24 protein-coding genes are annotated in these 22,185 nt (G+C 55.3%); 4 read left to right on the forward strand and 20 right to left on the reverse strand.

Annotated elements, in window-relative coordinates:
- Nucleotides 1-9: 9 nt before the first annotated feature.
- Nucleotides 10-522, reverse strand: a complete 513-nt coding sequence (locus ACQY4Z_RS01320; RefSeq protein WP_428525975.1) for a hypothetical protein — start codon at nucleotides 520-522, stop codon at nucleotides 10-12.
- 40 nt (nucleotides 523-562) lie between these two features.
- Between ACQY4Z_RS01320 and ACQY4Z_RS01325 the strand changes: the two genes are divergently transcribed.
- Nucleotides 563-883 carry a hypothetical protein gene (locus ACQY4Z_RS01325; protein ID WP_428525977.1) on the forward strand — a complete coding sequence of 107 codons (321 nt, stop codon included), beginning with the start codon at nucleotides 563-565 and terminating at the stop codon, nucleotides 881-883.
- Between the two features lie 10 nt (nucleotides 884-893).
- Here ACQY4Z_RS01325 and ACQY4Z_RS01330 read toward each other — a convergent pair whose 3' ends face one another.
- On the reverse strand, nucleotides 894-1,331 hold the full coding sequence (locus ACQY4Z_RS01330; RefSeq protein WP_428525979.1) for a hypothetical protein: 438 nt from the start codon (nucleotides 1,329-1,331) through the stop codon (nucleotides 894-896).
- A gap of 404 nt (nucleotides 1,332-1,735) precedes the next feature.
- Between ACQY4Z_RS01330 and ACQY4Z_RS01335 the strand changes: the two genes are divergently transcribed.
- On the forward strand, nucleotides 1,736-2,137 hold the full coding sequence (locus ACQY4Z_RS01335; RefSeq protein WP_428525980.1) for a DUF2513 domain-containing protein: 402 nt from the start codon (nucleotides 1,736-1,738) through the stop codon (nucleotides 2,135-2,137).
- Nucleotides 2,138-2,180: 43 nt separating this feature from the next.
- Here ACQY4Z_RS01335 and ACQY4Z_RS01340 read toward each other — a convergent pair whose 3' ends face one another.
- From ACQY4Z_RS01340 to ACQY4Z_RS01350, 3 genes are all read right to left on the reverse strand, one after another.
- Nucleotides 2,181-2,450, reverse strand: coding sequence for a hypothetical protein (locus ACQY4Z_RS01340; RefSeq protein ID WP_428525981.1), 270 nt, complete (start codon nucleotides 2,448-2,450; stop codon nucleotides 2,181-2,183).
- Between the two features lie 102 nt (nucleotides 2,451-2,552).
- On the reverse strand, nucleotides 2,553-2,849 hold the full coding sequence (locus ACQY4Z_RS01345; protein ID WP_428525983.1) for a hypothetical protein: 297 nt from the start codon (nucleotides 2,847-2,849) through the stop codon (nucleotides 2,553-2,555).
- Complete coding sequence (locus ACQY4Z_RS01350; protein ID WP_428525985.1) at nucleotides 2,846-3,760, reverse strand: glycoside hydrolase family protein; 915 nt, start codon at nucleotides 3,758-3,760, stop codon at nucleotides 2,846-2,848. Before ACQY4Z_RS01350 ends, ACQY4Z_RS01345 begins: the two co-directional genes overlap by 4 nt.
- A 362-nt stretch (nucleotides 3,761-4,122) precedes the next feature.
- Between ACQY4Z_RS01350 and ACQY4Z_RS01355 the strand changes: the two genes are divergently transcribed.
- Complete coding sequence (locus ACQY4Z_RS01355) at nucleotides 4,123-4,629, forward strand: H-type lectin domain-containing protein (protein ID WP_428525987.1); 507 nt, start codon at nucleotides 4,123-4,125, stop codon at nucleotides 4,627-4,629.
- 16 nt (nucleotides 4,630-4,645) lie between these two features.
- Here ACQY4Z_RS01355 and ACQY4Z_RS01360 read toward each other — a convergent pair whose 3' ends face one another.
- The 5 genes from ACQY4Z_RS01360 to ACQY4Z_RS01380 form a co-directional block, all read right to left on the reverse strand.
- The gene (locus tag ACQY4Z_RS01360; RefSeq protein ID WP_428525989.1) at nucleotides 4,646-5,359 is read right to left on the reverse strand and encodes a DUF2793 domain-containing protein; all 714 of its coding nucleotides are present in this window, start codon (nucleotides 5,357-5,359) and stop codon (nucleotides 4,646-4,648) included.
- On the reverse strand, nucleotides 5,356-9,342 hold the full coding sequence (locus tag ACQY4Z_RS01365; protein WP_428525991.1) for a baseplate multidomain protein megatron: 3,987 nt from the start codon (nucleotides 9,340-9,342) through the stop codon (nucleotides 5,356-5,358). The genes ACQY4Z_RS01360 and ACQY4Z_RS01365 overlap by 4 nt, the downstream gene beginning before the upstream one ends.
- Nucleotides 9,343-9,429: 87 nt before the next feature.
- A complete protein-coding gene (locus ACQY4Z_RS01370; protein ID WP_428525993.1) occupies nucleotides 9,430-11,745 on the reverse strand; it encodes a hypothetical protein in 2,316 nt (771 codons plus the stop codon).
- A gap of 7 nt (nucleotides 11,746-11,752) precedes the next feature.
- Nucleotides 11,753-12,067: a hypothetical protein gene (locus ACQY4Z_RS01375; RefSeq protein ID WP_428525995.1), complete on the reverse strand. Its 315-nt coding sequence runs from the start codon at nucleotides 12,065-12,067 to the stop codon at nucleotides 11,753-11,755.
- An 89-nt stretch (nucleotides 12,068-12,156) separates the two neighbouring features.
- Complete coding sequence (locus ACQY4Z_RS01380; protein ID WP_428525997.1) at nucleotides 12,157-12,609, reverse strand: NlpC/P60 family protein; 453 nt, start codon at nucleotides 12,607-12,609, stop codon at nucleotides 12,157-12,159.
- Between the two features lie 127 nt (nucleotides 12,610-12,736).
- Here ACQY4Z_RS01380 and ACQY4Z_RS01385 point away from each other — a divergent pair, with 127 nt between their 5' ends.
- The gene (locus ACQY4Z_RS01385; protein WP_428525999.1) at nucleotides 12,737-13,435 is read left to right on the forward strand and encodes an SDR family NAD(P)-dependent oxidoreductase; all 699 of its coding nucleotides are present in this window, start codon (nucleotides 12,737-12,739) and stop codon (nucleotides 13,433-13,435) included.
- Nucleotides 13,436-13,448: 13 nt separating this feature from the next.
- On the opposite strand, the gene ACQY4Z_RS01390 is transcribed toward ACQY4Z_RS01385, so the two are convergent.
- From ACQY4Z_RS01390 to ACQY4Z_RS01435, 10 genes are all read right to left on the reverse strand, one after another.
- On the reverse strand, nucleotides 13,449-14,339 hold the full coding sequence (locus ACQY4Z_RS01390) for a DUF2163 domain-containing protein (protein ID WP_428526001.1): 891 nt from the start codon (nucleotides 14,337-14,339) through the stop codon (nucleotides 13,449-13,451).
- Entirely contained in the window at nucleotides 14,336-14,968 is a 633-nt protein-coding gene (locus tag ACQY4Z_RS01395) for a phage distal tail protein, Rcc01695 family (protein ID WP_428526003.1), read from the reverse strand. The genes ACQY4Z_RS01390 and ACQY4Z_RS01395 overlap by 4 nt, the downstream gene beginning before the upstream one ends.
- Nucleotides 14,969-15,058: 90 nt before the next feature.
- Complete coding sequence (locus ACQY4Z_RS01400; RefSeq protein ID WP_428526005.1) at nucleotides 15,059-16,699, reverse strand: hypothetical protein; 1,641 nt, start codon at nucleotides 16,697-16,699, stop codon at nucleotides 15,059-15,061.
- Nucleotides 16,700-16,996: 297 nt separating this feature from the next.
- Nucleotides 16,997-19,657 (reverse strand): bifunctional diguanylate cyclase/phosphodiesterase, encoded by a 2,661-nt coding sequence (locus ACQY4Z_RS01405; protein WP_428526007.1) that lies wholly within the window; start codon nucleotides 19,655-19,657, stop codon nucleotides 16,997-16,999.
- A 191-nt stretch (nucleotides 19,658-19,848) separates the two neighbouring features.
- The gene (locus tag ACQY4Z_RS01410; protein WP_428526009.1) at nucleotides 19,849-20,121 is read right to left on the reverse strand and encodes a hypothetical protein; all 273 of its coding nucleotides are present in this window, start codon (nucleotides 20,119-20,121) and stop codon (nucleotides 19,849-19,851) included.
- Nucleotides 20,118-20,558: a hypothetical protein gene (locus tag ACQY4Z_RS01415; RefSeq protein ID WP_428526011.1), complete on the reverse strand. Its 441-nt coding sequence runs from the start codon at nucleotides 20,556-20,558 to the stop codon at nucleotides 20,118-20,120. The genes ACQY4Z_RS01410 and ACQY4Z_RS01415 overlap by 4 nt, the downstream gene beginning before the upstream one ends.
- A gap of 14 nt (nucleotides 20,559-20,572) precedes the next feature.
- Nucleotides 20,573-20,998, reverse strand: a complete 426-nt coding sequence (locus tag ACQY4Z_RS01420; RefSeq protein ID WP_428526013.1) for a phage tail tube protein — start codon at nucleotides 20,996-20,998, stop codon at nucleotides 20,573-20,575.
- 11 nt (nucleotides 20,999-21,009) lie between these two features.
- Nucleotides 21,010-21,405, reverse strand: a complete 396-nt coding sequence (locus tag ACQY4Z_RS01425; RefSeq protein WP_428526015.1) for a DUF3168 domain-containing protein — start codon at nucleotides 21,403-21,405, stop codon at nucleotides 21,010-21,012.
- A 1-nt stretch (nucleotide 21,406) separates the two neighbouring features.
- Nucleotides 21,407-21,862 (reverse strand): HK97 gp10 family phage protein, encoded by a 456-nt coding sequence (locus ACQY4Z_RS01430; protein ID WP_428526017.1) that lies wholly within the window; start codon nucleotides 21,860-21,862, stop codon nucleotides 21,407-21,409.
- Nucleotides 21,859-22,167, reverse strand: a complete 309-nt coding sequence (locus ACQY4Z_RS01435; RefSeq protein WP_428526019.1) for a head-tail adaptor protein — start codon at nucleotides 22,165-22,167, stop codon at nucleotides 21,859-21,861. The genes ACQY4Z_RS01430 and ACQY4Z_RS01435 overlap by 4 nt, the downstream gene beginning before the upstream one ends.
- Between the last annotated feature and the right edge of the window lie 18 nt (nucleotides 22,168-22,185).

Below are 22,185 nucleotides of genomic sequence, written 5' to 3' on the forward strand. Positions count from 1 at the left end.
GATCAGGCATCAGTCAGAAACAAGCGGGCATTCATTCTTTTTCCGCTGTGCTGAAAGTTTGGCATCAATTATCCGATGCACCACAGGCACCCGGTTTTTGTTTGGGATATCACCGAACCATCCGCCTGCAGATATTTCATACAAACACCCTGGCACGAGTTTTCGTTCTAAATCTTTCGAGGACTCACTGGACCAACTTGAGAAGTCTGCATCGTCGGGTAACGCATATATTCCATTGTCGGTAATTATTAGATAACACTGCTTTCGAGTTCTGCCTGCAAACAAGCGTTCTGCCTTGCCGAGTCTTTTGACAGCGCACCAGCGTCTACTTTTATCTATGTCAATTACAGTTGCGCGAAAGGTGGTTTTCGTAAACGCCATTTCACCAACTGATAAAATCATGATCAGAACAACGGGTAATAAAAGAATACAGCCGGCTACTTTTTTAGACATACACAAATCTTCCAAAACCCTCGGTTTGAGAACCAATATTTCTCTTTTAGGGCCATCATTTTCATTCATTTTTCCTGATAGCAGACATGGGCTAAAATGAACTCTCCAGTTGAAAATGGATATTTTGGCCTACAGCCTATGCGGTTCGTCCGTTAGCTGTTCCTTTTGGATGAACGACAACACGGTCCCAAAGTTAGAGCCGGTCACCATTGGCGATCTGAAGCGCGGTGGCCACAGGTTGCTGCTGTGCTGTTTGAACATGCCCTATTGCAGCGCCTCGGAAGTGGTCGAGCTGGCCAGATTTGATTTCAGGGATTCAGATCCGGTGCCGGATTTGGGCAAGAGGTATCGCAATATCTATTGTGAATGCTGCGGTCATCATGGCTTTGAAGCGCGGCCAGTTTATCCGCAGGCGCACGGGGCAATTTGAAAAACCACTCTTATGAAATCGACATAAGAAACTTGAGATCCTCGACATCCTTTTCGGTACATACTAATGATTTCATTTCGATAAGATTCTGCATCGAAGGTAAATGTACCTGTATGTCTTCAATTTTTGTGATGACCACGTCGGAAAAAAAGCGGGTAGTATCTACTCCTGCCCAAGAAGCAATAATATCAATTCCCTCCTCTGCTATATGGGCATTTGGCTGCAACCATTCGTCCACTGTCCTTCCAGTTTGAAAACCGAAGCCGCCCGCATCGATTAGCTTTTGGATGTTTTCAGGTGTTTGCTGAATTAAAATATCCAGATCTTTGCGCTTTCTTTGTGAACCGTAAAATTGCATAGCGGCTCCGCCAATAATCATATAGTTGGCATTCGCTCGGTTCATTTCTTCGATACGGTCTTCTTCTTGAAGTTTAAAAAATAGTGACACTGTCTAGCTCCCTAATTAAAAAAAATCGACCGTGTATCGCAATAGATCTATGCCGTTGTCACACTGTTATCTCGTTCGCAAAAGACTTCTTTGCAGGTCCTGTATTGTGGGAAAACGTAAAACTCATAAGCGAAAATAGCTGTCTCTAGGCCAACAACAAACGACAGCAGGACGCGTCAGGACATAACATCCGCTCCTAATTTTCTAGTGTGCAACAAAACCCGGCAGCTTGATATTTTGAATTATAAAGATCAGATAATTCTTGGCACAAAAATAATATTTAAACCAAGTACAAAACCGGTCAAAAAAAAGCCGCTCATCATTGTATGTATCATACATTTAAACTCGTAATTAGCGCGCACAATTAATACACTTCTCGCATTGAGTGTACAATGGAGCATCTAATGCAGCGTGATATGGATATGGTTCGGGACATTATGCTGGAAATTGAAACCGGCAAGAAAGTATTTGAAGTAAGGTCAGACGATACCAGTAGGATACTAATGGTTGAAGAATTAGGTATGAGTAGGGAGGAAGCCGATAAACTCGAGCACCATCTAAAACTAATTCAAAACCGCGGACTGGCAGAATTCACAAGAACTGGTGGTGGCGGATGGATAGTAGACGAAATAACATGGGCCGGTCACGACTTCCTCGATAGCGTCCGAGACAGCGAGATATGGGCGCAAACAAAGGTTGGTGCTGAAAAAGCTGGCGGTTTTACATTTGACATCATCGTAGCAGTCGCGAAAGGGCTGATCAGAACCAAGCTTGAAAAGCACACAGGTGTTCAGATCGACTTGTAACCAAACAAAAAAAGCGCACCCCGGCTTCCCAAGGCGCGCTTTGTTAGTCTTGCTGGATATGCATTGCTGCGGCAATTTTTGATGGCAGGGCTTCAAACTTGTCGGACAGTTTGTTGATCGCATCCACCAGCCGCAATTCAACTTCCCGCAAGTGTTCCCGGCTGGCGTATTCTTCTGCCACCTTCAGGCGGAATTCATTCAGGTCCCGCCGGACGCCGAGGATCGCGGCAAACAGGAACCACCACGCCCCGCCAAGCGCCCCACCGATGAAGGCCAGCCCCAGCAACTGTTCCCACGTTATGGGACCTTCCATCACCAGCACCCCCGCCGTTTACCGTTGCGGTCATTGCCGGCGACGCGTTCCGCCCCGCCGCGATCGATCTTCACCAGCGCTGCAAACCCGGCCGGGCTCAAACTATTCGCTGTGAACCCCGCGCAGGGCCCGGCATTCTGCAGGGTCCCGCACCCGGTGAGACCGGCGGAAATACTCAAGACACAAGTGATCGTCTTCCAGGTTCTGCAAATAGGCATCGTCGCGCGCCCTTCCCTGTTCGAGTTCCAGGGCCGATTCCAGATCCTTGGCCCTATCCTTTAACCGCGCGTGGTTTCCCCCAAGCGCATAAACGGACGCAATGAACACAGCACCAACCAAAACGGCCGCACACAGGCGGCCGGTTTTGGTGAGTGCGAAAAATCTGAACACGGCAATCATGGCGCAGCTTCCCTTTTTGCTGCGTTTCCCTGAAGACGCCGGGTCAGAACATCGCCATAGCGCCAGACAAGATACAAAAGACAGATCAGCCCGAGCCCGAAAGCGACGCCCAGGATCCAGATCCACGGCACACCGAACAGACCTCCACCGGTCACAGCCGTGACCAGCGCACCGCCGACCTGGCTGTCCTTGACCACAAGCGCATCCTTTCTGAGCTGCGCCAGGGTGGCCGGACCGATGATCCCGTCATTCACAAGGTCCGGATGCTGGCGCTGATAGGCCAGCACAGCCGCCTTTGTGCGCTGCCCCATCCAGCCGTCAATCACGCCCGGATCAAATCCAAAGCGGGTCAGCGCTTCCTGCGCCTCCCGGACAACGGGATCTGGTTTGGGGGGCGGCACCGGCCGGGCCAGACGCGGACGGCCTTCCAGAACGCCGGTGTAGATCCCATGTTCCAGCAGCGCGGCCTCTTCCTTCCGCCGGCGCACCAATCCGTTCAAACGATGCCCGCCGGCGGTTGTTCCCGTCCGCCGCAACAGTCTTGCAGCCTCTTTGACATCGCCCCGCTTCAAGGCCTTGGCCCATTTCCATCTCAGCGCCCGGGCACCCAGATTGTAGACGACCGACACGCAGGCATCGAACTGGTGTTGCGGCAGGGATGCAAACGTCCGTTCCACCGGGATTTCATATTCTTGCGTCAGCATCCGCGATAGGATGTGGTCCGCGTCCCGCCGATTGATCGTGTCCCCTAGCCTCAGCTTGCGGCCGTGGCGGGTCCGCCACCAGGCGGCAAAAACCCGGCCGCGCATGGTGAACCCATACCCGATCGTCACCACGCCGGCCGGGTCGATGTAGGCCCGGCTCACATACCCCTCATGACCGGCCAGGAACGCCAGTCCTCTGTCACTCATCTGCATGATCTGCCCCCTTTCCTTCAGGCACAAAAAAAGCCGCTTGCGCGGCTGGGTTGAGGTGCTTTGCTATTGATTGATACTTGACGAAAACGCCGGCAGACTTACTAATTGTTGCGAAAACAATAACTACACCCTTGGGACTACCTGCAAAACTTCGAAAGCAAACTTATCGGGATTTCGATTGTGTAGTTATTTCCGAAAATCCAAGATCGTCACTGCGCAGTAAATTTGGGAAAATATGAGTAACGAAAAAAAACCACTCATAAAAAAACTATCTGAACATGCGCTTCAAACAGCGGTTGGCGTAGTGGTTGTCGGCTCTCTTGGTTGGGTTGCTGGAAATTATTTGGAGGTGTGGGATGCGATATATTGTACTTTTCCTCGGAGTGATAATTTGTTTTGCAGCCGTTAATAACTCGCCGGCAAAAGGAAACACGCTGCAGCACGACTGTACTCTAGATGAAGTTGAAGGCGTTAAGACCGCCCACGAGAATGATTTATGCCTGATAGCCAAGATCAATGATCTTCAAAAAAAACTACTTCGCGTTGAAACAGGAGAAATCCGACCCACTGAATATGAGCTGGGAAAATTTTTGGATCCTACTGATAGTACTTCTAGCACTGGCTGCATTCCTGGCGATAAGGCCCACCGTGGAATTCGGAGCCGGTTTGTTAAGTTTGAAGAACCTTTCAAATCGGCACCCAGTGTCGTTCTTGGGATAACTTCCCTAGCAGTGGTGGGCGCCCTTCGCATACATGCTTACCCATACGAAATCACCGAAAACGGTTTCCACGCCAGAATTGTCACTTATTGCGATACAAAGGTACACGGCATTAACGTAATTTGGACAGCGCATGGGTATTAAGCGTGCGGCATAGGCATCAGCTTTGCGGCACCACCGGCAAGAAGTAGTGAAGCGCTATCCGGACCTTGCCGCCCGCAAAAACTTCCGTGTCGCCATGCGCCGTGATCACCACCGGCGTATCGGCATAAAAGGCTTCAGGCCCGATCACCCCGGCGTTGTTGGATCCGGCCGCGATCCCGAGATACCCGCCGAATTTCTCAGGTTGCCCGGAAATGCCGCAGTGATATTGCCAGACACCGGTCACGTCTTCTGTCGTCAGGGTCGAGACGCCAAAAACCACGGCCCGGTCCGGTATCGTAAGTGTGCTTTGAACACTGGCCCCTGAGAGAAAAATTTCCTCTTCTACCGTGACAATCCGGCTTTCCGCGCCGTTTGGGGTGACGGAAATCAGGGACGGGTCCGGCCCGCTCCAATTGGTGCCGTCATGGACTGCGAAGCCACCCTCATCTGCCACAAAAGCCCGCCACCCGGCCGCTGCATCGTAAAACGTCCAGACGCCACCCCGGTAAGACCCAATCTTGCCGTCATGACCGGCAAAGGCGCCGGCTGCTCCGGACGGGACCAGATACCGGGCGCCGTCTGCGGGACTTGCCGGATCGCTGGTGACCGATTGCGAGAGGACGGACAGGTTGACCACTGCGTCAAGGATGCCCAAGGCCTCATTGTGCGTGATGTGCTTCTGGCTTTGACTGGCGACAATTTCGGGCAGGTTCAGGTTCGGTGTGCTCATGGCTGATAGCTTCCCTCTGCGGCCGCGCCCCGGCCATAGGTTGCGGACATCTGGAACACCCGGAATTCAAACGGTTGCCCACTCGATCCAAAATCGGCCGCCTGTTGGGCGGCCGTATAGGTGACAGACTGGCTGGCCGCCTGAAGCGTTCGCTTCAAGCTTCCGGCCTTCCAGATTTCGATTTCATACATCTCGGCGTCTTCGCCAAGTGGCACATCCGCCTGTTCCCATCCGTCCCCGCCAATCCGGGTTCGGCGGATCCAGGACAAGGCGACATCACCACCCCCCGCGTCACTTGGCTTTAGATGAACCGGCGACAGCGGCTGTTCCCCGCGCCCGGTGAAGGTGACGGTTTTTCCGAAAAAGTCCGGATCTCCAACCGCTCCGCTTGCCGGTCCGGCTTGCCAGTTCAACGGCAAGCCGATCTGTGCGCGATCAAGACCGGTCTGTTCCAACCCGCCATCCAGAAACACCACGCGCGCACCCTTCAGCGCGCCCATGGCGGTTTCCGTACCCTTTTGACCGCGTAGCAGCCGGGTCAAACGGTAGGTCCGCGCGCCGGTCAGCTCCGCATTTGCGAACTGCACCAGTTCCCAGTCCCCGTTCGGCGCCTCGACAAGGACAGCGTTGCCGCCGGCGAACACCTGAAGATCGTCAAGACCCTGCAGCTGGCCGTCGTACAGCTCCACTTCCAGCGTGGTCCTGCAATCCCAGCGGTAGAGCGGCCCCGGATCAAGATCGGCCGTCAAATGCCCGATGCGGCCAGGGACCGCCAGGCTGGCGCGGACCACATATCCGCTTGTGGTTGGACTGGACAAAAACACCAAACCGGACGCAAACGGTTTTCGTGTTCCGGTCAGATATCCCTGATGCGCACTGTCCTGATCCCGCAGCAAAGGCCCATCGATAAAGACCGGCGTCACGTCCGCCGTCACATCCGGCCGGCCACCGCCACCCCCGCCTGTTCCGCCGCCACCGCCGGATCCACCGCTGCCATTCCCGCCACCGCCGCCAATCCGGCCAAGCTCGATGATCGAATTGCGCGCCGGTTCATAAACCGGCCCGTCATAGCTCTTGCCCTCAATCTTGCGCCCCAGACCGTCGACGGCCTTTGTCAGTCGCACCAGATGCGACCGGCCGCCAAAGTCAAACGACACCAGATCGCCCGGCTCCAGCGCAAGGTCTGCCTCTGAAGTGCCAAACTGATAGCCTTCCCGGCTGGCCCAGGCTTCCTGCAGCAGGAATTCGGCCAGCGCCACCATGCGCGGAAAGTCAGCCACCATGGGGGTATCGGTCACCACCACCCGGTCACTGACGACCATTTCCAGAAGGGCTTCCCCGGTCACGGTCTGGAAATCCCGTGCCGCGTCATAAGCGGTCACCCGAACCGCGCGCGGCAAGTCCGTTTCCTGCGCCCGGCGAATGGTGACCGGCGCTTGGTTTTTGCCCCTGTCCAGCATGTCCGCCGGATCCAGAGTGGCCACCGGCTTGAGGTGGCGCCGCGATCGCCCTTCGATGCGCCCGCCGCTTTCCACCGGATCAAAGGCCATGGCGGCCCCGAGGCTTTCGATCACGGACCGGGCGGACGTCACGTTGTCGATGATGTAGCCGTCCGCCGTGCCAATCATGCCGTCCGTATTAAAGTCCGCACCCTCAACAAGCCCGCTCCGCTCCATCATGAGTTTGGCAATGCCGTCCGCCGGCGCCCCGCCCATACGCCGGGACAGCCAATGGCCGGTGTAGAAGTTGGCATGATCAGCCCAGACATCGGCGGCAATCGGAAAACTCGGAAACGGCCGGACATCCCATGCCCAGCCATAGAGCCGGCCGGGCTCCAGCATCGGACCGCCGAAAACGGACGACACCGGGTTGTTCGCGGGATCCGCCCAATACTCCAGCATGGCGCGCAGGTAGCGGCGCTGAACAAAGTCATCGCGCGCGCCGGATGAATAATACGGCACGAACGATTCCGAGGATTTCGGATCATAAAAGACGTTCGGCTGGTTAGGTCCCTTGTCGATCCCCGGACAGCCCATTTCGGTGAACCAGACCGGCTTTGATTGCGGCACCCAGCCTGTCACGCCTGTGTCACGCACCCCGCCCGGCCGGTTCTGGTGTGGGTTCTGCCACCAGTTCCGGACATCCTTCTGGCGGAACACCCAATGGTCCCCATGCGCCATGTCCTCGATCGGTGTGCGCGTCTGGCTGTCCCGGTCTTCAGCACTGGCATAAAACCAGTCGTAATATTCCCCGCCCTCGATGTTCGCTTTGAGGTACGCGACATCATAGATCGATGAATGCCCGGCCATGTGGTCCGCATGTCCAAAGCCATCCCGCCAATCGCTCAGCGGCATGTAATTGTCGATCCCGATGAAATCACACTCTGAAGACGACCAGACCGGATCCAGATGAAAGAACACGTCCCCGCTGCCGTCGTCCGGCCGGTAGGAATGGTATTCGGACCAGTCCGCCGCATACCCCAGCTTGTTTGATGCCCCGAGCATTGACCGGACATCCGACAGCAAGGCCACCAGGGCGGACACGAACGGGAAACTGTTGCCAGCCCCGCGGACAAACGTCATGCCCGGCATTTCCGTGCCGACACAATAGGCGTCCACGCCGCCCGCCATTTGGGCCAGCTTGGCAAGGTGCAGGATAAACCGCCGGTAAGACCATTCATCCGGCCCGGAATAGGTGACCTCGGAACCACTTCCGCCAAAGTGGCCGGGTTGCGCGGTTCCAATAAAAACGGCGGCTTGCGTTACCGCAGCCGCCGTCTTGTCTGGAGTGCCGGGCTGCCCCGGCGCCGGATGGCAGGTGATCCTGCCGCGCCAGGGATACGGCGGCTGCTGCGGCCGGCCGTAGGGATCCGGAAAGCCATTGTCGTTTTCGATATCCATCATGATGAAGGGATAGAGCAACACCTTGAAGCCACGCGCCTTCAAATCCTTAATCGCGGCAATCACGCTGGCATCATTCGGGGATCCGCCGTAAGCCGGTTTTCCGTCGATATAGGAAACAACCGTAGCCGTCTCGCGGTTCAACCCCGCCACTTGCCATTCGATCGGATCTGTTTGCTTGACCGCTTCAATGCGCGGTTCCACCAGACACTGGTCACAGCGCAGGTCCGTGCCAAACCAGGCGACGACAAGCGCGATGGTATCGACATTCGGGCAAACGGCTTTCAAAAGGTCCACGGAGTGCAGCCAGTCGCTGGTGTGGGTCTTGGTGTGGCGGTTGTTGTCCACCTTGTCCGTTGCATTGATGTAGTCCGCGACCCGCTGCGGTTCATAGCCGAATTCCGTTGACCCCGGAATGATGCACATCCCGGTCAACAGCTCTTCCTCACGGCCGACACTGCGCATCACTTCAAAGGTCAGCTGCGGGATCCGGTTGCCGAATTTTTCCAGCGGCAAGCGGTCAAAGACCACATAGGCAAGGCCGCGATACGCTGGTGCGTTGCCAGCGCACTGTTTGGCTTCAATCAGGCTGTCCGGCAACTGGTCTTCAGACCCGGTGTAAATCCGGTGCGTGATCTGGGTCAGGTCCAGTTCGTTGCCGTCCGCCCAAACGCGCAGGACCGCAGCAATCGGACCTTCGCACAGACCCACGGCGAAGTTGCCATAATAAGCGTATGTGGTTGTGGTGACCTTGGAGCCGCCGCCCCCGCCCTTGCCGCCGGTGCGCTGCGTGGACGTCTGGATTTCCTCTTCCAGGTTGGTGGCCCAGATCACCTGCCCCGAGACACGCGCAAATCCGGCGACGATCGGGATTGCCGCCCCTTCCGTGCTTGATAAGACCTGCAGGCTGTCCAGCCGCGCGCCTTCTTGCGTTTGAGAGGATCCGCCGCCGCTGAACAAGTAGCTGTCCAGCAAGGATCCGCCGATGGTGGCAGCCGTTGTGATGGCGCTTGCGACAAGACCCGTCGCGCCGGTCGCCCCGACAAGCGCCGACGCGGCCGCACCCAAAAGAAGTGTTGCCATGATTTTTCAATCCGATCTCGATTTACATAAAGCAAAAAATTACAAATAATATCTATGCAAATAAAATTTTTTAAGAAATAACAGGCATCATAATAGAGCCAAGTCAACTAAAACCTCTTTGTATTCAAAAGTACTCGGCCTATAAATCTTGAAAGAAATTGTATCTTTGCCTTGCTTCTTTGCGTCATTAACAAGGCTAAATAGTAAGCTTAATACGTCCACGTCAACACCATCCACCGACTTTACTTCATCGCCAACTTCAATTTCTTCAATCCCGTCCAATACATTTCTAACAACAATGCTTTTGCCAAAAGCAAAGTAGGCACCATCACCCAAATTGTAACCAAAAACCAAGCTCTCCTGCTTGGAACCGTAATAAGACTCGCTTCTCAATTCAGCGTGTCGACCAGATATTTTCTTAAACAAGCGTTCTGATGCTATACTAGCCAATAATTTTGTTGAGTATTCAATAGTATCAACATATTTTCCCTGAGCTCGTTTTGATGAAACCAGCCAGTTTAACGCATTGTCGTAGGAATTACTATTCGAGTAGTTGTCTACCACTTCCAAAAAGAAATTATCTGCTTTTCTATATTCACCTCTGACAGCCAAATAATAATGCCCAATATCAGTCAAAGCATCATCAGCGTATTTTTCGTTCGGATGATAGTCAATGTAGATCTCAAGGTACTGTAACATGGTATCATAATCATGATTATTCTTCGCTGATAATGCAGCCAAATAGAGACTGTGGTGATATTCAAAAGGAGCAACATCGTAGGCGTGCTTAAGTAACCGCGAGCCTACAGTATGAAAGTCTCCAAAGACGCCGAAGTTGTTTTCTAATTCTAAACATTCAGCACCATACTGTTTTTTTGTCTCCTGCATTCTCGGCGCCCAAATTGATCGTAGGTCACCGCACATTTTAAACAGGTGCCCAATTTTATAAGCGGATTCTGGTTGGGTGGTATTTAGTGAATTCAAAATCATACCTAAATATTCTTGCAGATATAATAAGTTTTCAAAGTTGAATTCCACAACACATCGATTTTTGTAATCGAACGAACCTTCACCAGACTCACCATCATCAAAATCAAAATAACCCTGAAACTCAAACGAAACATCTTGTAGATTCGAAAGTTTTTCTTGATAGTAATTGACCACACTAGATAGTTCTTTGTACTTACCGTCACCAAGGAGGCCCCTAAAATTGGGGCAATCAGTATAAAACTCCTTCATCAATCGAATTGCATCAAGACTAATATTTTCTATTTTCCCGGCAGGCAACCAAACTCTGGTAGTCGAATTAATCTGAAAATACATTTTTCGTTCAAGATTTTTATTAAACAATATTTTTGAATACTTGGTAATTAATTCATCCTTAGCTTCTTTATCATTCATCTGATCAAACAGTTGCATCAACTGATATATTGCAGACAGTCTGTTTCGCTGATAACGTTCCAAGTAAATATTCAGATGACGGACAGCAACATCATAAGAAGAAGTATCGCCACTCCCAAGTAATGCCAAGTCAAATATATAGGAATTTTCATATTTATCAATTATCTCTCTATACTTACCTCCAACGAAAAGTAAGTAATCTGAAAAAGGGAGGCCATTTTTTATATATTTACTTGAATATTCACGATCAATTTTTTTGGAAAACCCATACCGTACTTGGTTTGGAGGAACACCTTTTTCTAACCATCTCATATCTGACAGAGGAATTGGTATCCATACGGGCGAAATATCATCGCGCTGGCACTGCGGATTCTTTCTTAGCTTCCAGATAACATCTTCAGCATATTCGTAACCGAGGTTCTCTGCCAAACTTCTTAAATGGGCATGAATTGCGTGTCGAAATCGAAAATCCCACAATGGCCTTCCTTGGTAACGCCTACAAATAAACTTTATCCCCTCCACATGACGCGCTGAGCCGTAAAAACTTGCTGTGGCTAGTCCTTCTAACTTCCTAACTGCGCCTGTGTTTGAGCTTATTAGGCGGACGGCTCGCTCATACATTGCCGCTGAAGCTGAATACTGGTTATCTTCAAACAAGTATTCAGCTACTGCGATTGTATCTCGAACGCGTCGCCCCAACTCCGAATATTCGTCATCAACGTTGCTGAGAATATCAGCACGGTTATTCTTGATATAATTTAGGTATTGATTTGTTGTATATCTCTCCTCACCACCATCTTCAGCAATAACTATCAGTATTTCCGACTTCCCACTCGCTATTGCGTTTATTGTATTATCACCAGAATTAATCACATTTCGTGCATAGTAAGCCTGACTATCCAAGTAATACTTTGAGTTCTGCGCAAAACCAGAGCCTGAAAAAAACACAGAAACTAAAAAAAATGATAAAATAGTTGAAACAAAAATCTTTAACTTACTCATAAAAGCGTCACCTCTTAACTACCACATCAGAGTTTACGGCATTTATATTTTGGCTTCCATCGCCACTATTTATTACATTGCCCGAGTTTTTAGCCCCTCCAAAAGCGAGAAGCATCATAAACAATGAAGCGCCGAGGATAACGAAATTTCGTGAACCAGTTCGCGCTTTAAGTAGTTCTAATAAGCTAAGATTTGTATTTTTTTCTTTTTTTTCAGACTTCTTTCCATTTGAAAATAAGGCTACTATTAATAGAGCTACACTACTACTTCCGAACAACCATTCCTGGTGCTCCTTAACTAATTCCAAAACGTAGGCAATCATAAACGCCTCCAAACTCAATCAGAAGATAAAGCCATTTGGATAATAAACTATAACGAGAGTGAATGCTATGACAATATATACTCTTGATTTTATTTATTTATGAGATAATTGCCAAAACAAGATGTGTTGTACTCGAAGCTACCTGCTATTTTCCTGAGCCAATGTTTATTAGAAACCTCACACACCCCCGTGCCTTCGAGGGCATGGATCATGCGTCCCTCGTCCGAGACAATGCCGCAGTGTTTGGCGATGGCTTTCGGCCGCATGCGGAAGATAACCACGTGGCCCGGCTCCAGTGCATCGATCGAAACCGGCGCAAAATGCCGCTTGGCAGCCGCCAGCAAGGTTTCGTCCTCTGACACCTGCCCCCAGTCCGGGAAATAGGCCGGCGGCGTTTCCGGCTCTTGGCCGTAAAGCTCCCGCCAGACACCGCGCACCAATCCCAGGCAATCGCATCCAATGCCTTTCAGACTGGCCTGATGGTGGTACGGTGTGCCGATCCAGCTGCGCGCCAGATCGACCACATGGAGATTATGATCCATCTCTCCGTCCATCCTTGTCATCCAAACCTCTGCGGACAAAGCCGCTTGAAGGGCGGTTCCATCTTGTCCTCACCGCGTCGTGCGCCCACCTAAAAAGGTCAGGACTTAGCTGAAGGAGTTTCCGGACATGACTGCCCCTCTCGCCTTGATCATTGGCGCCGGCACCGGCGTTTCCGCTTCCCTTGCCCGCAAGCTTCATCAATCCGGCTACCGGCTGGCCCTTGCCGCCCGCACCACGGACAAGATCCGGGACCTGGCAGAGGAAACCGGCGCGCAGACCTTTGCCTGCGACGGGTCCGACCCGGCCGCCATTGATGCCGTGTTTACCGAACTGGACGGTCCTTTAAGGGTGGCGGTCTACAACCCGTCCGCGCGCCAGCGTGGCCCGTTGATCGAGCTGGACCGGGCAGCGGTTCAAAATGCCATTAATGTGACCGCCTATGGTGCCTTCTTGATGGGTCAGGCGGCCGCAAAGGTGATGCTCGGCCAGGAGCCGGAAAACGGCACGAAGGGCACGATCCTCTTCACCGGCGCCTCTGCCGGGGTGAAAGGTTTTCCGCAATCCGCGCCTTTCGCCATGGGCAAGTTTGCGCAGCGCGGCCTTGCCCAATCCATGTCCCGCGAACTGCACCCGCAAGGGATCCATGTCGCCTGGATCAACATTGATGGCGGCATTCGCAATCCCGGACGCACGGAACCGGCAGACCGGCCGGATTCCATGCTGGACCCGGATGCCATTGCCGACAATTACATCAACCTGATCAACCAGGACCGCTCCACTTGGTCGAGCGAACTTGAGCTCCGGCCCTGGGTGGAACGATTTTAGGAACGGCAGCCCCCTAACCGACAATTGCGGATCCGTCATTGTCCGTTTCCCCTGTCACCGCATAGCCAAGGACAAAATCATTGCCGGGCATATGCGGAAAGCCCCGGAAGTTCACACCGTTCGAAAACTTGGACTGGCAGGCGGAAAACGTATGCGGACAGCCAGCCCGCACCGTGAACCCATCCCCCGGCTGAATGGCGTTGACTGGACGTTGCCAGACGGTGAGCTCAATCATGCCATCATTCACCCGGTGCAGCTTTACCTTGACGGTCTGCCCGGCATTCGCACCACTGCCCCAGGTGAGGGTCCCGCGTGAAAAGTGATCGTCTGCAAAGCTATCCAGGCCACTCACCAGAAACACCCGGTCATTGACCAGGGCCACCATGCCGCTCGCCTTGTAAGCCGCGCTTTCCAGATCAACCCCGCAGCGGCTATCACCCAGCGCGGCATCACAGCCGTATTGATAGGTGCGCCCGACAGTCTGGTTCAGCTTGTGCGCCAGTCCCCGGAATTCTGCCTGAAACGCGATGTCTCCGCGGGTCACTTCCCCGATATGGCCCCGCTTGATGACCTCGGCTTGGGAAAGATCTCGCCAGTTCACGCGGTAAAGCACGATGTCCGCGTCATCATAGAGCCCGCCGGCAATGTCATTTTCCGTAATCGCGGACGAGGACAAGGCCCCTTCCACGTCCAGATTGTCCACCGACAGCCCAAGGCTGCTTTCAATTTCGGTGGCCGAAAAGCCCGAAAAGGCTTCAAACGTAACGCCATTGAACATCAGGGCACGGTCATGGTCAGTAAATCCAAGAACCACCCCGTCATTGCGGGTCACCTTCCAGCACCAGCACAGCGTTGTCACGGCCCCGGCAATATGTGCCGAAAACCCGGCTCCAAACTGTCTCATGACAACACCTCAACGATCGGTATGGCCGGGATGGATCCAAGCCGGTGATTGTTCAATTGAACATCCAGATAGTCCGTGTCGAACCGCGCCGGGAGATCAAATTCAAACCCGGCCGTGACCACCACGCCGACGCCGGGCGCAACCGAAAAACTGACCCGCCCGGTGATCGGGTTTACACTGTGCCCGCCCCCCTGAAGGGCGCCATTCAAGGCAACCCGCACGGATCCTGGCACCGGCTTGGTGATGGTCCGGACGTAAGGGTTGAAGCCCGCGCCATAGGTCTTCATCAGCTGATAGTCCGTCTGCACACCGTCCCCGATGCCCAGTTGCTGGTCCGTGGCCGTCACGGTTTCAGATGGATCGCAGGACTTGTAATCGGCCCAATCCTTCCAGCGGAAGGCGCTGAGCCGCCCCCGCCGTTCTTCAAAAAACGCAATGACCGCGTTCAGGTCATCGACCTGCTTGATGCCATACCCGGCATCATACCGGCGCCGCGACGCCTGCCATTGCTGGTTTCGCTGTTCCTTGCCGGATGCCAGGGCCACCACAACCGTTTTGCGTTCCGGTCCGCCCCGGCTCCCAAGCGAAATACTTTCCGGAAACCGGACATCATGAAACTCATTTGGCATGTTTCTGATCTCTTTCCGTCATCCCGGAGAAGCGCAGCGCGAGCTGCGGGCCGATCCGCGATCCAGCGTGACCGGTTCAAATCCGAACGTTCACCGTCCCCGCCGGCCGCGCGCGACCGTGTCGAGGATAACGCCTCCAATCTGGCCTTCCGAGCGCCGGAAGCTGTCAGCATCTGGGGTCTGGACCGTCATATGAATGACGACCGGCACCGCGTCGTCTGCCTCTGGCCGTGCTCGAAGTCCGGCCTCCAGGGGCGTGATGTGTGCCGGGCCGTGGATGATCTCCGGTCCGTTTTCTCCTGCAATGCCCCACTGGCCTGCTCCGAGCGTTCCGCCATCGGCAAAGAAGCCGCCAAACATCGGTTTTGCGATCCCGCCCCCGAACACTGCAAAGGCAGAGGACACAAACCCGTTCACGGCACGCGTCAGGGCCGCATTCGACACCTGCTCCAGAACCGATTTCAGGGCCTCCTCGACCGACCGGGCTCCGGTCACAATACCGGTAAAGGCACCCGCCACGCTGTTTGAGATCGACCCGGCAAGCCCCACGACGCTGTCCTGCAGTCCTGCAAGGCCGCGCGTCAGTCCGCGCATGACCTCTTCGCCGATTGTCATCATCACCTTGGATGGCGACCGGATGTCCAGCGTGTCGCGGAACCAGGCGCTGATATTGGCACCGACCTCCAGGATCTGGTCCTTGAGGTGGGTCACTTCAGACAGGATCCCGTCCACCAGCCCGAGCATGATTTGCCGGCCAAGATCCATCATCTTGGCCGGCAGCTCGGAGAAGGCAGTCAAAATGGTGTCGGCCGTCTCGCGGACCGCTGTTTTGACGCGCCCGCCCCAGTCGACCAAACCGTCCCACAAGGTCTCGAATGCGCCCCAAGCATCTGCCACCGCCGTCACGATGGAAGAGATCTCGCGAACAACCGCAGCGCCGAATGAAATCATCGCCGAGGATATTTCGGCAATGCGCGGCGCATGTGTCACAAGCCAGTCGGAAAACCTTTCGAGATGCGGAGCAAGATCTGCCGCAAGCTGGCGGCCCAGCACGCTGAAGATCGCCCCGAGCCGGGTCATGTTGTCGTTGAAGGCTTCCGCATGGGCCGTCATGTCTTCCGTAAAAACAAGCCCGAACCCATCCGCTTCGGCCATCATGGTGTCCAGCGCGGCTGTGCCCCCGTTGAGCAGGGGGATCATGTCCGTGCCGGACCGCCCCATGAGATCCATCGCAAGCGCGGTTTTTTCCGCACCGTCCGGCAGACCGGCAAAGGCGGCGGCGAGCTCCCGCAGGACCTGGCTGGAGGACTTCAGCGTCCCGTCAGCCCGGGTGACGCTCACACCAAGCCGGCCAAAGGCCGCATGCGCCTCCCCTGTCCCGGCCCTTGCATCTTCCATGCTCACCGAGAGCCGGCGCAAGGCGGTTTGAAGCCCGTCAAAGGAGACACCGGAAAGATCCGCGGCATGTTTCAGCCGTGACAACTCGGCGACCGGGACCCCGATTTTCCGCGATGCCTTGGCCATGGCATCGGCCGCCGTGAGCGTCCCGCGCACGGACACAGCGAGCCCCGCTGCCGCCGTTGTCGCCGCAGCCCCGACCGCCAACAATCCCTTGGACGCTATCTTGCCGAACCGGGACAACCGCGACTCTGCACTGCGCAGACCTTTGGAAAAGGCTGCGGAATCCATGCCGAGCGTCACGCGCAGCGCGCCGACAACTGCCTGGGTCATGAGGAATTCCTGCATAAGGAGAAGGAGAAACTGGAAGATCGGCGGGACGATGAGAGGATCCCAAAAGCCCGGATTGCCGCTGAATTTGCAAATTCTCGGCGGCAAAAAACTAACGCAGCGTCAGATTTTTGATTTATGTCACGGACAGCTCGCCTGGCCCGTTGTTGAATAACGCTACAGCAAGGCCGGTTGATGTCCTCCCAAGACCGTCCTCTCTGCTGACCTCAGCCGCCGTCTCGGGCGGCTTTTCTTTTTGAATGAGTGCGCACACCGGCGCGCAAGTTGGTTGGCTGCGCGCTAGGCAGCGGTTTTCCAGCTTTCTGCCTTTACATAGGCGATGAGCTCATCCGACGGCATCGGTCGCCCAAGCGCATAGCCCTGTAGGATATCGCATCCCAGGTCTCGAAGGACGCGCGCATGGTCCATTGTTTCAACGCCCTCGGCAACAACTTCGATATCGAAGGATTTCCCGATATCGATGATGGACGCGACCAACCTTTGCTGTTCATTTGACCCGAGCAACGGGTGTATGAACTGCCGGTCGATCTTCAGTCGGGCCGGCCGGAGATGAAGCAGACTGACGATCGAGGCATATCCGGTGCCAAAGTCATCAATCTCGATATCAATTCCCATCTGTTGAAGGCGCTTCAAGTTGGATGTGATCATCGGATCTTCTTCATCAAGAAAGATCGATTCCAACAGCTCAAAGGACAACGTGCCGGGCGTAAAGGACAACCCCTTCAGACTTTCAAACAGATCGGGGTCAGCCAGACGCCCGGCTGACACATTCACGGACACCTTTGGGATATCAAGACCGGCCAGTTTCCAGGTCAAGGAAGACCAAAGCGTTTGTTCCAGAATGGTTCGGTCGATCAAGGGCACGACGTTCAGATCATCGGCCGTTTTCATGAACCTGTCCGGCGCGAGCAAGCCGTCCTTGGGATGCCTCCAGCGTGCGAGCGCCTCGACACCAACGACCTTGAGCGTTGCGGCATCAAACTGCGGTTGAAAAAACGGCACAAACGCGTTCTGTTCCAGTCCAGTTAGAATGTCGTCCGCAACCCGTTTCGTGCGAACGATTTCTGCCTTCAGCGAGCCGGAAAAGAATTCATACCGGGACCGGCCGTTGCTTTTTGCGCGGTAAAGCGCGATGTCGGCATCGATGAGAAGGTTCCTGCGATCGCTCGCGCTGTCTTCATCCAGCATCGCAATACCGACGCTCCCTCCGAAACGGCAAAGGTGGTTTTCATAGGGAACGGGTTCACTGAGCCGCGTGATGATCTGGTCGGCGATCATCGACAATTCCATCTCGTCCGTTGCCCGTGTCACGGCAAAAACAAATTCATCGCCACCAATCCGCGCCACGAAATCACCGTCTTGTGCCGTGCTTTTCAGGATTGAAGCCGTGTGGACAAGCATCGCATCGCCGGCCGCATGTCCCAATGTATCATTGATGTGTTTGAAACGATCCAGATCGATGTGCAGCAACGCCGTTGGACCGCTTGTGGGATCTGCGTCCATGAGGCGCTGATCCAGAAATCGCCGGTTCGGCAATCCTGTCAGGCTGTCATGGAGCGCATTATGTTCCATCTGCGCGCGTGCAGCTTCCAGCTCTTCGTTCCGGAGTTCGGCACTTTTGTTCGCCTCAAGCAGATGTTTTTTCAAGGCGACGTCTTTTGAAACGTCCCAATTGACACCAACGATGTACCGCTGGCCCTGCTTGTTTTGGTGAACCGCCCCGATCGCCCGGATCCAGCGAAGGCTGCCATCCTGCAGCATCACGCGGAATTCGGAATGGTAGACCCCATTGGAGTGGATGGCGCTCCAGTACTCCGCTTCGGCACGTTCCCGGTCCTCGGGATGAAGCCGATCGCTCCAGATGTTGTAGCCGCTGGGGTCGGTGTTTTCCGGAACATCATAGAGTTCCTTCATCCTCCTGTCCCAGGTAAGAACCCCGGTTTCGAGATGGTACTCCCAAATGCCGATCTTCGATGTATCAAGCGCAAGTCTCAGGCGCTGCGAGAGACGTTCGGTCTCTTCCTGCTGCAATTTCGCTTCGCGGTGATAGCGTTGGCGTTCGTCATAGAGTTGACCCGCACCCAGGATCGGTACGACGAGCAACAATCCGCCAAAGAGAACAACACCGCGAACCAGCCAGGCATTGCCGGGGGTCAAATCCCAACCGCCGCGTGGAACGGCTGCGATAGTCCAGCCGCCCGATGGCAGGGAAATCGTCGTGATCACGGGATCGCTTGAAAACACGCCGGAACCGCCGAAAAATGCATCTGAATCATTCAGATCCGCATCCTTTCCGGCAATCGCAATATCAAGTGGCAGGTCCGGATCAAGCAAACCGCTGTCGGCATAAAGACGGGTCTCGTCCACGACAGCGGAGACCAGACCCCACAGTTTTTTGGACCCGTCCGGTTCGCTCGTGTGGACCGGGAACCTGCCGATAAAGCCTCGGCCCCCTTGCAATAGATTGACAGGACCTGCGAGAACCAACCGCTTAGCTTCAACGGCTTGCAAAGCTGCGGTCCGCTGCTGCTCATTCTTTCTGTAGTCCAGTCCGATTGCCTTCTCGTTCCCTGCCAGCGGATACATCAGGCTGATGACGAGGTCGGGGGCAGCTGCAATGTTACGCAGTTGCGAATGGTCCCCAATCAATTGGCTGGCAATCTGGCTGAATTGCTCCTGATCGATGTCTGGCTGATTGGCAATGACGGCCACCAGCCCCCGGACGAGCTGCAGGTTGCTGTTGATGTTTCCCTCAAGCTGCGCCCGGACCTGACCCAGCTGCTCGCCGGCCGCTGCACGCATGGCTTCCCGATGAACGGCACGGTTCTGCAATTCGGCAAAAACGGCTGTTGCAAGTGTAACCGCGACCGCAATCCCGGCAATGAAATAGCTCGGGCGCAATCGATACCTGTTAATGAGCGTGTTCGAATTGAAAGACATCGCGACTAAGTACTTTCGATCCCGCTGCGTCAGAAAGCCGGATTTACACAACCATTTCCAAAGATCTAAAGCAGAAGCGTAAAGAAGGTCTGTATCTGACACCTGTCGTATTTGTCACGCATCGCTCAACAGACGGTCATCATGCGAAACGGACCAACAGCAAACGGACCGTTCGGATAATCGAGGCGCCCTCACCCCCTGCGTTTCTCTTCACGGCACCCGCCAAAAGCGGCATTCATGACCAGGGCCATTTGCTTTTGATGCTGCCAGCTTTGGCGCTGTTTTGATGCGGAACGGTTGCACCCTTTGTTGGGCCGGTGGGTCTGATAATTCGGAAACTTGCCGCCCTTGAACGGCTGACTGAACAGCCCGGCGTGGTAGGCCGTGTAATAGGCAAGATCGAGGTCCAGAAGGTGACGGTCCATCGCCGCCTTCAGGAAAAGATCCAGCTGCCTCAAGGTCATCCGCCAGAACTGCTCCGGATCCCCGCCTGCGGCAAAGAACCGGCGTTGCAGCCGGTCCCAGTCCAGCGGGCCCCAGTCTCGCTGGTCATCGCCGGATCCTGAGGCTTTCCCGGCGCATGGGTGTCTTCCGGGGATGGAAAGGCAAGCGCCAGCGCCTCGCCGATTTTGGGGCCAACCCGGTCCAGCCCAAGTGCGTCGATGATCTCCCCGGCTTTGGCCGCATCAACGTCCGGGTGATGGTCTTTCAATCCGCAGAGAAAGAAATCACGAATACTCCGGATCCGGACCGTGGCTTCATCCTCAAAGTCCCGCGCAACATCCAGTGCACTGCGGCCGAACAGATCCTCGATCTCGCACAGCGCGTTGGTCCCGTAGCGCAGCGTCCATGTCTGCCCGAGGGCGTCAAAACCCGTCTCACCCTTTTGCCGGTTTGCCATGACGGTCTCCCAATTCAAGCGATGAAGGCCGGCTGGCCGGACAGTTTGAAGGTGACCGAGGCGGTCATCTTGTCGTCGAGCGGCGCCGTTGGCTCATACCCGGTCACAAACGCCGGGAAGCCCCACTCGGTCGCGTCTGGAAAAACGATCTTGTAGTAACCGGGCGTGTCCTCGTGGATGTCCGCAAGAAGACTGGTCACATCCGGGCCATCCGGATCGAACTCCAGATCAAGACTGACCTCGCCAGGATCTTTCAGCCCACCGGCAAACTCCCGCCACCCTCCCGAGGAAGCCATGTCGGTAACATCCACCGCATCGCGGGAAAGTCCCGGACCGCTGATCGCCAACACACCGGCAAGGCTTGCGAAAACGCCTCCGGCGGTTCCGTCCCCTGATCTTTGAAAACTGGTCCCGTGTCCAATGCGTGCCTGCGCCGACATGGCTGCGCCTCCTATTCATCGTGCCAAACTGTCAGATCGATCGAAATGCGGAAGACCGGCTCTCCGGCTGCGGCGGTTTCGGAGCTGTCCCGCTCGTTTGCGATGGCAATCAGCTGGAAAAATGTCCCCGACCGGTCACCGGAATACCCGTTCACGGCGTCCCGGACGGCCCTCGCCGCCCGTTTGGCTTCGCGGTAGCGCGTGGCATAGATGTCTGCTTGAACCAGACTGTCCACCAGACCGGACGGGCCGCCAAGGTTGCTGTCGCGCCGTCCCCCGAGGCGGGTCAGGACAATCGCCGGAAGGATATCCCGGCCCTGCGGACGCCGTCCCCAATAAATGCGCGGTCCCGTCAGCGGGGTCAGTGCGGCAGTTCCACGCAAAAGGTCCAGCAACCCCTCCTCCATGTCACCGCCGCTTCGCTGACCGGGCGGCCACCCGCCGCGCAGTTTTCGTCACCTCGTTCGCCAGGTCCCGCGTCACCACGGCCAGCGCGTGCGTCTTGGTCGCCAGCCAGGCCGGCCGCAGAAAGGGTTGTGCGCCGTGGTTGACGTTCCCGAATTCCTGCTGCACGCCGGCCGGGTCGCTGGTTCCTGCATAGACTTCAACGGCGTTCTTTCCAGTTTTTCTTACTGCCCGCCGCTGGCGTTTTGTCAGTCTTGTGGACACACCGATCGACGCTTTCAGGTCATTGCCCTTTGTGGCGGGATCATCCGGCGCCAGAAGGGCGGCCTTCTCGGCAACGGGTGCAGCCGCCCTCTTCAGAACCCGCCGTGCGACGCTCCGGGCCGTGACATGGCTGTTGAGAGCCTTCAGAGATCTCTCAACCGCACGAAGCCCGGCTATCTTGTAGGTCACGCTCATGCATCCGCATCCCGAACTGCTGTGATTTCGATAAACCGGTTCCGTCCGCCGGCAGTTTCCTTGACGCCGAGGATGTCCCAGACGGCGCCCTCGTGTCGAAGCCGGTCTGCCGGAGTAAGGGTCCTCGTCGTGCTGAACGCCCGGACCGTGAACCGGGCCTGCAATCGGGACCCGACTTCACCGGCGGCCAATCGTTCCCCGTCGCGGACATCGGCGCGCATTGCCCAGAGCGTGATCACCTCCGACCACGACGCAATATCCTCGCCAAATTCATTCTGCTGCCAGGACGCACGCTGGATCGTCACGCGGCGGTCAAGTTTTCC

The sequence above is a fragment of the Roseibium sp. genome (genome assembly GCF_965276855.1).
Lineage (GTDB): Bacteria > Pseudomonadota > Alphaproteobacteria > Rhizobiales > Stappiaceae > Roseibium.